Here is a 12,835-nt window from a genome sequence, read left to right on the forward strand (position 1 = left end):
TCGACCACTCTACCGCTGTATTGCCTCGATCTCCGCATTCCGGCCCTAGGCGCTGGTCGTCTCGGGTGCCGCCGCGTCACTGCGGATGTCGATACGCCAACCGGTCAATCGAGCGGCAAGTCGAGCGTTCTGCCCTTCCTTGCCGATCGCCAGCGACAACTGGTACTCCGGGACCACCACGCGCGCCGCGCGAGCGGCTGCGTCCACCACGGTCACAGACACAACCTTCGACGGCGACAGTGCATTCCCGACGAACGTCGCCGGGTCCTCGTCGAAGTCGATGATGTCGATCTTCTCGCCGGCCAGTTCGCTCATCACATTCCGCACGCGCTGCCCCATCGGCCCGATACATGCACCCTTGGCGTTCAGGCCCGAGACCGTCGACGCGACCGCGATCTTCGAGCGGTGCCCCGATTCACGCGCTACCGCCACGATGTCGACCGAACCGTCGGCGATCTCGGGCACCTCGAGCGCGAACAACTTGCGCACCAGATTGGGGTGTGTGCGCGAGAGCGTGATCTGCGGGCCGCGGTTGCCCCGCGCGACTCCGACGACGTAGCACTTGATGCGCTCACCGTGCTCGTACGTCTCCCCCGGAACCTGCTCGGCGGGCGGAAGCAGGCCGTCGGCCCCGTTCGCCTCGCTGCCGATCCGGACGATGACGGTGCCCTTGGCGTTGGCGCGCGTATCGCGCTGGATGACGCCGTTGACGATTTCACCCTCGTGGGTCGAGTACTCCCCGAAGGAGCGCTCGTGCTCCGCATCGCGCAAACGCTGCAGAATCACCTGACGAGCGGTGGTGGCAGCGATCCGGCCGAAGCCTTCCGGCGTGTCGTCCCACTCGGAGATCAGATTGCCCTCGGCGTCGAACTCCTTGGCCATCACCCGGACGGAACCGGTCTTGCGATCGACGTCGATTCGCGCGTTGGACTGGTGCCCCTCGGTGTGCCGGTAGGCGGTCAACAACGCGGTCTGGATCGTCGAGATCACCATCTCGATCGGAACGCCCTTGTCCGCCTCGATGGCGCGCAGAGCTGCAATATCGATATTCACTTGTCCGACCCTTCTTCCGGTGCTTCCACATTCACGATTTCGTCGGTGTTCGCGGGTGACGGCCTACCGCCCACCACGCCGCCCGCAAGATCCATCTCTTCTGCGGTCGGCCGCGAAAATTCTACCTGCACAATAGCTTTCACAACATCGGCCAGCGCGATCGATCTTGTCGAGAGAACTCCCTTGTCCTTGATCACGAGGGCAACCGAGTCACCGTCGAGAAGTCCGACGCGGCCCTCGACCTTGCCGTCGGCGAGTTCGATCCGCACCTTGCGACCACGCGCGCGACGCCAATGCCGTGGTTGTGTCAACGGGCGATCGATTCCGGGAGTGGTGACCTCGAGGGTGTACGGCGCTTCGCCGAAATCGGTCACGCCGTCGAACACATCGGAGATCACCCGGCTCAACTCCGGCAGCGCGTCGAGGTCGACGCCGTCTTCACGGTCGACCATGATGCGCACGGCACTGTGCTTACCGGCAGCGACCACGTTCACGTCCTCGAGGTCGTAGCCCCGATCTCGAACCAGGTCGCCGAGCAGTTCGACAACCCTTTCCTGGGACGGAACAGGCATGTCGCGAACTCCTCGTGTGTAGTTGTCGGCAATGCGGCGCAGGTGCGCCGGACCGCGTTTGGTGAACCAACAGACTACCGCCCCGCAGGTGGTGCTCGCGACCACGCATGGCCGAGGCGACACACGGGCACGGCCGTGTCGCCTCGAGGGTCCGACACGGTCGAGGGTCTGGCACGATATCGGGGTGCCCACGCCGACCGCCCCTCTCTCGTTGAACAGACGTGGGCTGTTCCGGCTCGCCGGTGCCGCCGTCCTCACTGCGGCCACGGCGTCGACCGTCACGGCCTGCGGCGCGGAGGAAATCTCCGGTCCCGCACTCGATTCTCTGACGGCACAGTTGCGCTCCGCTCGCTCCGACGCCGCGGCTGCGTCTTCGGCGGCAACGGTCGCTCCCGATTACGCAGGAGCTCTCGGCGTGGTCGCGGCCCAGCGGACCGAACATGCGGATGCACTCGAGACCGAGATCGCCCGGGCCACCGGAGCGACCACCGACACCTCGTCGGCGACTGCCACGACGACCACGACCGCGGCCCAGTCCGCGCCGCCACCCGATCTCGTCGCGGTGCGCGATGCGCTGACCGCCTCGGCACGCAGTGCGGCGACCGCCGCCCGCGACGAAAGCGGTTATCGCGCCGGCCTTCTCGGGTCGATCAGTGCCTCGTGCACGGTGTTCGCTCAGGTGGTACTCGCATGAGCGATCTCGGACCCGAACAACAGGGGCTCGTCGATGCACTCGTCGCCGAGTACGCAGCCGTCTTCGCGTACGGGATCGTCGCGGCGTTCTCCAACCCGACCCGAGCAGACATGGTGGCCGCGTGCACCGCGGCACACCGAGCGCGTCGAGACTCGACCATCGACGCACTCCGCGCAGCCAGCGTCACAGCGCCCCTGCCCGATCCGGCATACGCGTCGCCGTTTCCGGTGACCGATGCGATCTCGGCTGTGCAGCTCGCTGTTCAGGCAGAGATCGACACGAGTGTGGCGTGGCGTTCGGCCGTCGAGCGCAGTCGATCCGGCGGCACTCGCGAGATGGGCGTCCAGGCACTGACCGAGGCCGCGATCAGACTGGCCACATGGCAGCAGATCCTGGGTGTCATCCCGTCGTCGACGGCTTTTCCCGGTCAGCCGTGACCACGTCGTCCGCCGGACCGGCGGAACGACCCGGCATGAACAGTGCCGCAACCAATCCGATCGCCACCGCCCCTGCGCCTACGAGTAGAGCGGGTGCCAACGCGTCGGTGTATCCAGCGGGGGTGAGTGATCCTCCGTTTCCGATGAACACCGCCGTCAGGACGGCGATTCCGAGCGCAATTCCCACTTCCCGCACAGTGGAGTTCGCACTGCTCGCCGTGGCGTGATCGTCGTCGTCCATGTCTCGCAACACTGCGGTTGCCGAGGGCGCGAAGGTCAAACCCATGCCGACTCCGGCCATCAGCAGCGCGGGCACCATCGACAGGTAGGCGGTGTCGGGTCCGAGGATCAGTGCCATCCACACCAGTGACAGCGACTGCAACGCCAGTCCGGACACCAACAAGCCGCGCAGGCCGACTCGATCGGCCACGAGACCCGCAATGGGTGCGACCACCATAGGCGCGGCGGTCCAGGGCAATGTGCGAAGACCCGCCTCGAACGGGCTGTAGTGCATCACTATCTGCAGGTACTGAGCAAGCAGGAACACGGCCCCGAACATGCCGAGCGAGAACGTGATTCCGATGATGTTCGCCAGCGTGAAACTGCGTGATCGGAAGAGCGTCAACGGCAGTACCGAGAACGGGGTTCGCCATGCTCGGGAGACGAACGCGAGGAGAAGCACCGCAGAGCCGACGAAGCTCGCGAGCACGGTGGTCGATGCCCATCCGTCGTCGTTGCCGTGGACCACCGCCCACACGAGCAAGAACACCCCGCCGCCCGCGAGCACCACACCCAGCAGATCGAGAGGTTGCCTGCGTCCGGTCGACTCGGTCAGGGCGATGTACGCCAGCGGTACCGCGACGAGCGCCACCGGGACGTTGATCCAGAAGATCGCTTGCCAGGAAATACCGTCGACGACCGCACCACCGACGACAGGCCCGAGTGCGACACCGAGGCCCGAGACACCGCCCCAGATTCCGATTGCCATGGCGCGCTTGGCAATCGGGACGACAGCTGCGAGCAGAGTCAGTGACAGCGGCATGATCGCCGCGGCACCGAGGCCCTGTATCGCCCGCGCGGCGATGAGCATTGCCGGACTCGTGGCGAGCGCGCTGGCCACGGAGGCCGCGGTGAACAGCGCTATCCCGCCGAGGAACACCGCGCGCCTGCCCCAGCGATCGCCCAAGGTTGCTGCAGTGAGCATGAATGTCGCGAAGCTCAGTGTGTAGGCGTTGAGGAACCACTGCAGCTGTCCGACCGACGCATTCAGATCCTGCTGAACCACCGGCAGCGCGCTGGTCATCACCAGATTGTCGAGGGTCGCCATGAACATGGGCAGGGATGCGGCGACGATTCCCAGCCACACGGGAATCGACCGAGCGGCGGGGTGCACTGCAGGCGGAGAGGCTGTAGCGGTCATGGCGAACGTCCCGTCTCGAGTTTGTAAGCATCGAATGATTACTTATGATGCGACCGTAAGTTATCGACTGATAACCTGTCAATATGTCCGACACTCCCACGCCCAAGCCCCGAGCAACCCGAATGGACGCGGCCGACCGTCGAGAACTCGTCCTCGACGCCGCGACACGAGCGTTCGCACGCGGGGGCTTTGCCGGGACGAGCACCGATGCGGTGGCCAAGGAAGCGGGCGTGTCGCAGCCGTATGTGGTTCGGATGTTCGGAACCAAAGTCGAATTGTTTCGGCTGGTCTTCCAACGCTCCATCGACGGCATCATGACGGCATTCGACGCAGTGCTCGCTTCGGGGCCTCTGGACCCGACGGACGACGAGACCTGGGCCGACCTGGGCGGTGCCTACGCCGATCTGGTGGCCGATCGCGACCTCTTGATGGTCATGATGCACGGGTTCGGTGCAGGGTCGGTACCCGAGATCGGCCGCCAGGCACGAGAAGGAATGGGCGCGATCTACAACCAGATCCGCAGCGGTACCGGGTGTTCGGAAGATCAGGCTCGGCAGTTCATCGCGCACGGAATGCTGCTCAACGTCTTGTTGTCGATGCAGGCACCGGAGCATCCGGAGGACAGCGAGGGACTGCACGAGATGACGATGTGCGCGTTCGGAACCAAGCTCGTCCCAGCCGATTCCGGACAGCTGTGACGCCTAGGGACGCATCTCGTACCGACCGTCGTACGTGACGACGTCGTTCCAGACCGTCTCGAATCTTGCTGCGTCCACCACCGGCTTGCGTACGGCGTCCAGCGCCCATTTCTGCTGCGCATCGGTCGACGACGGCTTTCCGTACAGCGCGACGGCGTAGCCGGAGAAGTCCCTGATCTGGAAGTCGAAGATCTGGTCCAGCATGTCGGTGGAGATCTCGTCGGCCTGTTCGAGGATCAGGTGGCCGTAGACGACGAGTGAGAACAGATGCCCCACCACGAGCAGGAAGTCGAGGTCCTGTTGCTGCGACTCGTCGGGGGCGCACTCGGCGAGGAACGACGCGAACGCCTGGGCCTGCTCGTAGAAACGACCCACGTTGGGAACACCGGAATGCTTGCGATACACCGGGTTCCAATCGTGGAACCGAACCGAACTCGCGCCGCGAGCGGGGCCTTGGGCGAAGAAGAATCCGTCGTCGACGGCGTCGGTGAACCTGGTGACCTCCGCCTGATCGGTGGGCGAGAACATGTATGCCGGCATGAACTTGAGCATCAGGGCGACGTTGACATGCACCGTTCCCTCGAGTTTCGGCAGTGTTCCGATCAGTTGCGCGGCTTCACGGAAGTAGGTGTTCTTCTCGTACCCCTTGGCGGCGATGACGTCGTGCAGCAAGCGGACCACCGTCTCGCCCTCGGACGTCACCTTGGCCTTGGTCATGGGGTTGAACAACAGGTAGCGCCGGTCGCCGGGACCCGCAGCGCGGAAGTAGTCCAGCGCACGCGCACTGAACAGCTTCATGGCGGTCAGCCGCGAGTAGGCATCGACGAATGCACTGCGCACATGGGGGAATTCGGTGACACGGTTGCCGTACAGAATCCGATTGTTGGCGTGTGTGATCGCCTCGTAGAACGCGTGCTCGCAGATGCCGATCGAGCCGGTGCAGAGGTTGAACTTGCCGACGTTGACGGTGTTCAGTGCAGCCGAGAACGCGTCGGGTCCGGTATGCAGAATGTCCTCGCGGCGAACGGGATAATTCTCGAGCGAGAAGGTGCTGACGTACATCTGGCCGTGAACGACGCTCTCGCGCAACCGATACGCGGGATGCGAGCTGTCGGCGACGAAGAAGACGTACGACTCCGGCCCGTCGATGTCGGTGCGTCTACCGAACACCGACACCATGCCCGCCACGTTGCCGTTACCGATGTAGTACTTCTCCCCCGATGCCGTGAATTCGACGGTGTCGGAACCCTCGACGGCGGGCGTCAACAGCATGTCGGTGGAGTAGACGTCGGCACCGTGCGCGCGCTCGGACAATCCGAATGCCATGACGCCGCCGCGGTCGAGCTCTCGCGCGGCCCTGCGCTTGGCGTCGTCGTTGTCGCTCATCCAGATCGGGCCGAGGCCGAGCACCGTGACCTGCCAGGTGTACCAGTAGGCCAAGCCGTAGAACCCGAGAATTTCGCTCAGAGCAGCGTTGCGGGCAGCGTCCCAACGAGCGTTGGGCAACCCGTTCGCATACTCGGCCGGCGTCGAGAACGTGGCGAACAGTTTCTGGGCTGCGACGAACTCGAGGAAGTCGGCGGGCCAGACTCCCTCGAGATCGTCGGCGAGCAGCCTGGCCTTACCTCGATCCTCGAACCAATCGATCAGTGCGCGGAGCTGACGACGAGACTCCTCGTCGAGCTCGGCGGGATCGAAAGTTGTCGGATCGAACAGCGCAAACTGAGCCACGGTGTGACCTCTCCTAGTCGTGTGACCCGAAGCTACCAGCGAGTAGACCGGCGCGTGGGGAGATCGAGCGTGGAGAGATCGGGACGGGCTGTTACGTGGTGGCGCGCACCGCGGCGACGATCTCGTCGACCGCGGAATCGATGTCGAGTTCACGGCTCTCACCCGAGAATCGATCCCGGATTTCGACCTTGCCATCGGCCCAACCGCGGCCGAGGACGACGACGAGCGGAACGCCGATCAGTTCGGAGTCCTTGAACTTCACGCCGGGCGAGGCCTTACGGTCGTCGAATAGAACCTCGATGCCCTGCGAATCGAGTTGCGTCGCAATGGATTCTGCGCCGGCGCGCGCGTCCTCGTCCTTGTTCGCGATCACCAGATGTACGTCGGCGGGTGCTACTTCCGACGGCCACCGAAGGCCCTTGTCGTCGTGCATCTGCTCGGCGATGACGGCCACCAGACGGGAGACACCGACGCCGTAGGAACCCTGTACGAGTCGCACGGGCTTGCCGGTCTCGCCGAGTACGTCGACCGAGAATGCATCGGTGTACTTGTAGCCCAACTGGAAGATGTGCCCGATCTCGATTCCGCGAGCGCTGACCAGCGGCCCCTGTCCGTCGGGTGACATGTCCCCGTCACGCACCTCGGCGGCCTCGATGGTGCCGTCGGGAACGAAGTCGCGGCCGGCCACGAGGTTCACCACGTGCTTGCCCTGCACATCGGCACCGGTGATCCACGATGTTCCGTTCACCACCCGGGGGTCGACGAGGTAGCGAACTCCGTTGGCCTGCAGCGCACGTGGCCCGATGTATCCCTTGATCAGGAACGGGTGAGCAGCAAAGTCCGCGTCGGTCAGCAATGCGAATTCGGCAGGCTCTAGCGATGCTTCGAGACGCTTCTCGTCCACCTCACGGTCACCGGGCAGGCCGATGGCCAGCAGCTCCCACTCGCCACCGGCGGACCGCACCTTGAGCAGGATGTTCTTGAGCGTGTCGGCACCGGTGACGGCACGACCCAGATCTGCGCCGTTCGCCCACTCGACCAGCGTCGCGATGGTGGGAGTGTTGCCCGTCTCGTAGTCGACCGCGGCAGGCTGCCCCTCGATGGCGATGGGGTCCGGTGCCGGGGTAGTGACGGCCTCGACGTTGGCCGCGTATCCCGATTCGATGCACCGAACGTAGGTGTCCTCGCCGATGTCGCTCTCGGCCAGGAATTCCTCGGACGCACTTCCGCCCATCGCGCCGGACGTCGCGGCGACGATGACGTAGCTGACCCCGAGCCTGGCGAAGATGCGCTGGTAGGCGTCGCGGTGTGCGGCGTAGGACCGCTTCAGTCCGTCCTCGTCCATGTCGAAGGAGTAGGAATCCTTCATGACGAACTCGCGTCCGCGCAGAATGCCGGCGCGAGGACGCTCTTCGTCGCGATACTTGGTCTGAATCTGGTACAGCGTGACCGGCAGGTCCTTGTAGGAGTTGTATTCGGCCTTGACCGTCAACGCGAACAACTCTTCGTGGGTCGGACCGAGCAGCATGTCGTTGCCCTTGCGATCCTGCAACCGGAACAATGCGTCCCCGTATTCGGTCCACCGGTTCGTCGTCTCGTACGGCTCACGCGGCAGCAGGGCGGGCAGCGAAATTTCCTGCGCCCCGATGGCGTTCATTTCCTCGCGCACGACGCGTTCGACCTGTCGCAGCACTCGGAGACCCAGCGGCAGCCACGAATAGACGCCCGGCGCGATACGACGAACGTAGCCGGCGCGAACCAACAGCTTGTGGCTGTCGACCTCGGCGTCGGCCGGGTCGTCACGAAGGGTACGAAGGAACAGCTGCGAAAGACGGGTGATCACGGGTTGTCAGACTAGTCGGTGGTGCAGCGCCTGCGGATAGGCGGCCGCGAAGTGAGTAGCCTTGACCCCCGTGCTGATTCTGCTGCCTCCCTCCGAGACGAAGTCCGACGGCGGTTCCGGAGCACCTCTCGATCTGGACCGGTTGTCGTTGCCGTCCCTGCTTCCGCTCCGCCGAACGCTTGCCGACGCCCTGGTCCGGCTCTCCGACGACGTCGACGCGTCCATCACCGCTCTCGGTCTCGGTCCGACCCAGGTGGACGAGATCGAACGGAACGCTCGCCTGTTCGCCTCGCCCACCACTCCCGCCCTGCGCCGGTACACAGGAGTGTTGTACGACGCTCTCGGGGCGTCGACCTTCACCCGTGCCGGACGCGCGCGTGCGGATGCCAGGCTGTGGATCGGGTCGGCACTGTTCGGGGCCGTTCGCGCGTCCGACCCGATTCCGTCCTATCGACTCTCCGGCGGGTCGTCCATTCCGAACTTCGGGACGTTGCGAGCGCACTGGAAGCCTCGACTGTCCGAGGCCCTTCTCACCGAGGCCGAGGGAATCGTCGTCGACCTCCGGTCCGGCACCTATCAACAGCTCGGGCCCATCCCCGGGGCGATCACGGCAACGGTGCTCACCGAGAAGCCCGACGGCAGTCGGTCGGTGGTGAGCCACTTCAACAAGCATCACAAGGGATTGCTCGCCCGCGCGCTGACCCTGACCACGGCCGAGCCCAAAGATGTGAAAGCTGTTGCGCGCGTGGCGTCGAAGGCGGGTCTTCGAGTCGAAGTGGCGTCGGACACCGAACTGATCGTGCTCACCGAATGAGCGCCGTTCCGGAACTGCTCAGACAGGGAGCCGAGGCGTCGGTCGGCAAGAACAAGAGTCAACGCATCGCCGACGACATCGCCGACCGTCTGGTCTCGATGCACGCGAACGAACTCGGCACGCTGGCACTGACCAACATGATCGGCACACTGTACGAAAACGGCTGGCAACCACTGGATCTGATGCATGTGGTCCGGCGTCAGCACACGGTGGCCGTGACGAATCTCGCTGCCGCGGCACTGCTGCACCATGCCGATCTCATCGAAGCGGACTCCCGCGCCCCGCACGATTGGGTAGATCAGATGTCGGCGATCTGCGAACAGTTCCCGACGGTCGCAGCCCGAGTCGACGCCACTCCCGACTTCCTCACGGCGTACCTCGTGGCGTCCGGCAAGTCCGACTACATCGCCGCCAGCGATCAGTGGCTCGACGTGCTCACTCTGCTCGGCCAGTGGCAAACCCTCCCCCGTTGGCCGCAACTGGGTGCCAAGCCCTCGCAATGGCCCCGCACACGCTCGTCGGTGCCGACGACCACCGGCTCGGATTCACCGAACAGCAAGATGCTGGCCAAGATTCGCGGTCTGCTGGCCAAGGCCGATGCCACCGATTTCGCGGAGGAAGCCGAGACGCTGACCGCCAAGGCGCAGGAGTTGATGACGCGATACTCGATCGACACGCTGCTGTTGGCCGAGGGTCATCTCGACGTTCGCGGTCGACGGGTGCACATCGACGGTCCGCACGCACCCGCCAAAGCCCAGCTCTTGCACGTCGCCGGTACTGCCAACCGGGTCAAGACGATCTGGGACGCGGAGTACGCCGTTGCGACGCTGGTGGGCGCGCCGGTGGACGTGGAACAGGCCGAGCTCGTCTTCACCTCACTGCTGGTGCAGGCAACCCGAGCTCTCGGCCACTCCCCGGAAGCCAAGAAGCGAAAGAAGGCCGGCTCGGCCGCATTCGGCAAGGCGTTCCTCTACGCATACGCCATCCGCATCGGAGATCGTCTCACCGATGCCGACGCGCATGCCCTCGACGAGGCGAGACAGGAATCGGGCGACCTGCTGCCGATTCTCGCGGCACAGACCGTTGCCGTGGAAGCGGAGTTCGACCGCCTCTTTCCCACCGCCAAGCCGATGCGCGGCCCGCGCCTCGATGCCGAAGGATGGGACTCGGGACGAGCCGCGGCCGACCGAGCCGATCTGTCCCGCTGAAACAGTCCACGAGGTTCGTTGTCCGATTCGGGAACTGTTGTAGCTTCAAGTCAGTTGAGCAGACATGAACCGAACACGCGCAGCTGCTCGACTCACCGTGCCCGTTCTGGTCGCACTGTCCGCCATCACGGCGTGCGGTACGTCGCCCTCCACCCCGGAGCCGAACGACGTCTCCGTCTCCGCGCAGTCACCCGACGACCGCTCCGACAGCGTCACCGAATCACGCAACGAAGAAGCAGCGCTGACGCTCTTCGAATCTGCGTTCACGGCCGAAGAACCCGCCGCCGCCGCGTCGGTCGTGGCGGAGAACGCCGTCGATCGATCTGGACCAGTGGTGGGGCCCGACGCGATCGTCGCCCGATTCGAGGCCACCCGGACACGGATTCCCGGTGCACGAGCCGTCGTCAAGCGTGTCGCGGCCGATGGCAGATGGGTGGCAGTGCACTGGCAGGCCACCGCTGATCCGGCATCCGAGACCACCGGTGAGGCGAACATCGACCTCTTCGCCTTCGACGGCGGCAAGGTCACCGAGCACTGGGCCATGACGCAATCCGTGCCGGCCACGTCGATGAGCGGCAACACCATGTTCAGTGACCTCTACCGCTACCCGACCGCGCCCACCGAGCCGACCGAGGACGAGGAAGAGCGCCGACGCATATCGGTGACGGCTACCTACGACGCGCTCTTCCGCGAACACGACGCGTCCGTGCTCGCGACCGACTTCGCCCCGTCCTACCTGCAACACAATCCGATTGCGGGCAACGGCACCGCGGCACTGCAACAGTTCTTCGCCGGCGGCGCGCAGTTCCCTGCCTCGGAATCGGTCGTCTCGCTGGCCGACGGCGATCTGGTGTGGACGTTCGCGAAAGCGCCGGGCGCAGCAGAATCCGACCCCTTCGTCGCGGGAGACATCTTCCGGTTCGACGGCGCCATCGTCGAGCACTGGGACGTCGTTCCGGAGTAGCGACCGCTGTCGGTCGATGACCGCCGGCAAGGCAAAATGGACCGGTGCCCGAGACTCTCGACGACATCGTGACCAGGACATCGGAACTACTGGCCGAGCGCGACGTGGCCGCGTTGTCGACCCTGATGGCGGGTCTGTCCACGACGAACGCGGTCAGAATGCTCGAACGGGTCGACTCGGCGCAGCGGGCGGTTCTCTTTCGGCTGTTGCCCAAGGACGAGGCCGTCGTCGTGTTCGAGCGCTTCGACGCGACCATTCGCAGCGAGCTGTTCGAGAGTTTGCGTAGCGACGACGTCATCGCCCTGTTCGAGAACCTCGATCCCGACGACCGAGTGGAACTGCTCGACGAGCTGCCCTCCAACATCGCGCATCGCATGATGCTCGGCCTGTCGCCCGCCCAACGGGCGCTCACCGCACCGATGCTGGGCTACGACCGCGGTTCGGTAGGCCGTCGAATGAGCCCGGAGTACGTGCGCCTACGCAGCGACACCACGGCAGCCGAGGCTCTCGACGCGGTGCGACGGACCGGTCCCGACGCAGAATCGGTGTACCTGCTGCCCATCACCGACGACCGTCGTACGTTGCTCGGTGTGGTGACGCTCGCCGATCTCGCGACGGCGGAATCGACCACGCCGGTGGGAGAGCTCCATTCGTCGCATCCGGTGGTGCGGGCGGACTCGTCGGCGGAGGTCGCGGCACGTCTGTGTTTCGAGCATCGCAGTCCGGCGGTGGTGGTGGTCGATTCCGAACAGCGCCTGATCGGCATCCTCACCCTCGAGCAGTCGTCTCGCATTCTCGAGGAGGCCGAGGACGAGGACGCCGCCAGGGCGGGCGGTGCAGAACCGCTGCGTCGGCCGTACCTGTCGACGCCGGTCCTGTCCATCGTTCGTTCGCGCGTGGTCTGGCTGCTCGTGTTGGCGTTGTCGGCCATCCTCACCGTGCAGGTGCTCGAGATCTTCGAGCATGCACTGGCCGCGGTGGTGACCCTCGCGCTGTTCATTCCCCTGCTCACCGGCACGGGCGGGAACACCGGTTCGCAGGCCGCGACCACGGTGACCCGCGCGCTCGCCCTGGGTGACGTCCGCCCGCGCGACATCGCTGCTGTGCTGTTCCGCGAGGTCCGCGTCGGCGCGACGATGGGAGCGATGCTCGGAACGTTGGGGTTCGTCATCGCCGGACTCGTCTACGACTGGCACCTGGGCCTGGTCATCGGCACGACGCTGCTGTCTATATGCACGCTCGCCGCGACGGTCGGCGGTGCGATGCCGCTGATCGCCAAGAAGATCGGCGTCGACCCCGCGGTGTTCTCGACGCCCTTCATCTCGACCTTCTGCGATGCGACCGGCCTGATCGTCTACTTCCTCATCGCCAAAGCCGTACTGGGCGTCTGATCGGACCCGC

12 protein-coding genes are annotated in these 12,835 nt (G+C 65.2%); 7 read left to right on the forward strand and 5 right to left on the reverse strand.

Annotation, left to right across the window (positions count from 1 at the left end):
* Positions 1 to 45 precede the first annotated feature (45 nt).
* A complete protein-coding gene (gene nusA / locus CH281_RS20045) occupies positions 46 to 1,053 on the reverse strand; it encodes a transcription termination factor NusA (RefSeq protein ID WP_027496745.1) in 1,008 nt (335 codons plus the stop codon).
* Entirely contained in the window at positions 1,050 to 1,625 is a 576-nt protein-coding gene (gene rimP / locus CH281_RS20050; protein WP_094695482.1) for a ribosome maturation factor RimP, read from the reverse strand. Before rimP ends, nusA begins: the two co-directional genes overlap by 4 nt.
* Before the next feature lie 184 nt (positions 1,626 to 1,809).
* Here rimP and CH281_RS20055 point away from each other — a divergent pair, with 184 nt between their 5' ends.
* Both CH281_RS20055 and CH281_RS20060 read left to right on the forward strand, forming a co-directional pair.
* Positions 1,810 to 2,319 (forward strand): hypothetical protein, encoded by a 510-nt coding sequence (locus tag CH281_RS20055; RefSeq protein ID WP_032390115.1) that lies wholly within the window; start codon positions 1,810 to 1,812, stop codon positions 2,317 to 2,319.
* Positions 2,316 to 2,756 (forward strand): ferritin-like domain-containing protein, encoded by a 441-nt coding sequence (locus CH281_RS20060; RefSeq protein WP_048318331.1) that lies wholly within the window; start codon positions 2,316 to 2,318, stop codon positions 2,754 to 2,756. Before CH281_RS20055 ends, CH281_RS20060 begins: the two co-directional genes overlap by 4 nt.
* Here CH281_RS20060 and CH281_RS20065 read toward each other — a convergent pair.
* The gene (locus CH281_RS20065) at positions 2,719 to 4,176 is read right to left on the reverse strand and encodes an MFS transporter (protein ID WP_094695420.1); all 1,458 of its coding nucleotides are present in this window, start codon (positions 4,174 to 4,176) and stop codon (positions 2,719 to 2,721) included. The genes CH281_RS20060 and CH281_RS20065 overlap by 38 nt on opposite strands.
* An 83-nt stretch (positions 4,177 to 4,259) precedes the next feature.
* On the opposite strand from CH281_RS20065, the gene CH281_RS20070 reads away from it, so the two are divergent.
* Positions 4,260 to 4,874 (forward strand): TetR/AcrR family transcriptional regulator, encoded by a 615-nt coding sequence (locus CH281_RS20070; protein WP_240933664.1) that lies wholly within the window; start codon positions 4,260 to 4,262, stop codon positions 4,872 to 4,874.
* A 3-nt stretch (positions 4,875 to 4,877) separates the two neighbouring features.
* On the opposite strand, the gene CH281_RS20075 is transcribed toward CH281_RS20070, so the two are convergent.
* The gene (locus CH281_RS20075; RefSeq protein WP_032383392.1) at positions 4,878 to 6,605 is read right to left on the reverse strand and encodes an acyl-CoA dehydrogenase family protein; all 1,728 of its coding nucleotides are present in this window, start codon (positions 6,603 to 6,605) and stop codon (positions 4,878 to 4,880) included.
* 91 nt (positions 6,606 to 6,696) lie between these two features.
* A complete protein-coding gene (locus CH281_RS20080; RefSeq protein ID WP_094695421.1) occupies positions 6,697 to 8,448 on the reverse strand; it encodes a proline--tRNA ligase in 1,752 nt (583 codons plus the stop codon).
* 70 nt (positions 8,449 to 8,518) lie between these two features.
* Here CH281_RS20080 and yaaA point away from each other — a divergent pair, with 70 nt between their 5' ends.
* The 4 genes from yaaA to mgtE all read left to right on the forward strand — a co-directional run bounded on the left by yaaA (position 8,519) and on the right by mgtE (position 12,825).
* A complete protein-coding gene (gene yaaA, locus CH281_RS20085; RefSeq protein ID WP_027496738.1) occupies positions 8,519 to 9,262 on the forward strand; it encodes a peroxide stress protein YaaA in 744 nt (247 codons plus the stop codon).
* Positions 9,259 to 10,470, forward strand: a complete 1,212-nt coding sequence (locus CH281_RS20090; RefSeq protein ID WP_032407062.1) for a DUF2786 domain-containing protein — start codon at positions 9,259 to 9,261, stop codon at positions 10,468 to 10,470. The genes yaaA and CH281_RS20090 overlap by 4 nt, the downstream gene beginning before the upstream one ends.
* A gap of 64 nt (positions 10,471 to 10,534) precedes the next feature.
* Positions 10,535 to 11,434 carry a nuclear transport factor 2 family protein gene (locus tag CH281_RS20095; protein ID WP_094695422.1) on the forward strand — a complete coding sequence of 300 codons (900 nt, stop codon included), beginning with the start codon at positions 10,535 to 10,537 and terminating at the stop codon, positions 11,432 to 11,434.
* Positions 11,435 to 11,478: 44 nt separating this feature from the next.
* Positions 11,479 to 12,825 carry a magnesium transporter gene (gene mgtE / locus CH281_RS20100; RefSeq protein WP_048318325.1) on the forward strand — a complete coding sequence of 449 codons (1,347 nt, stop codon included), beginning with the start codon at positions 11,479 to 11,481 and terminating at the stop codon, positions 12,823 to 12,825.
* The last annotated feature ends 10 nt before the right edge of the window (positions 12,826 to 12,835 follow it).

Source organism: Rhodococcus sp. 06-221-2 (assembly GCF_002258365.1).
In the GTDB taxonomy this organism is placed as follows: Bacteria; Actinomycetota; Actinomycetes; order Mycobacteriales; family Mycobacteriaceae; genus Rhodococcoides; species Rhodococcoides fascians.

What these genes read in the sequence shown, in the direction of transcription:
- rimP (WP_094695482.1), bottom strand. Translation starts at nt 1,625, where the DNA reads ATGCCTGTTCCGTCCCAGGAAAGGGTTGTCGAACTGCTCGGCGACCTG.
- CH281_RS20060 (WP_048318331.1), top strand. Translation starts at nt 2,316, where the DNA reads ATGAGCGATCTCGGACCCGAACAACAGGGGCTCGTCGATGCACTCGTC.
- CH281_RS20065 (WP_094695420.1), bottom strand. Translation starts at nt 4,176, where the DNA reads ATGACCGCTACAGCCTCTCCGCCTGCAGTGCACCCCGCCGCTCGGTCG.
- CH281_RS20070 (WP_240933664.1), top strand. Translation starts at nt 4,260, where the DNA reads ATGTCCGACACTCCCACGCCCAAGCCCCGAGCAACCCGAATGGACGCG.
- CH281_RS20090 (WP_032407062.1), top strand. Translation starts at nt 9,259, where the DNA reads ATGAGCGCCGTTCCGGAACTGCTCAGACAGGGAGCCGAGGCGTCGGTC.
- CH281_RS20095 (WP_094695422.1), top strand. Translation starts at nt 10,535, where the DNA reads ATGAACCGAACACGCGCAGCTGCTCGACTCACCGTGCCCGTTCTGGTC.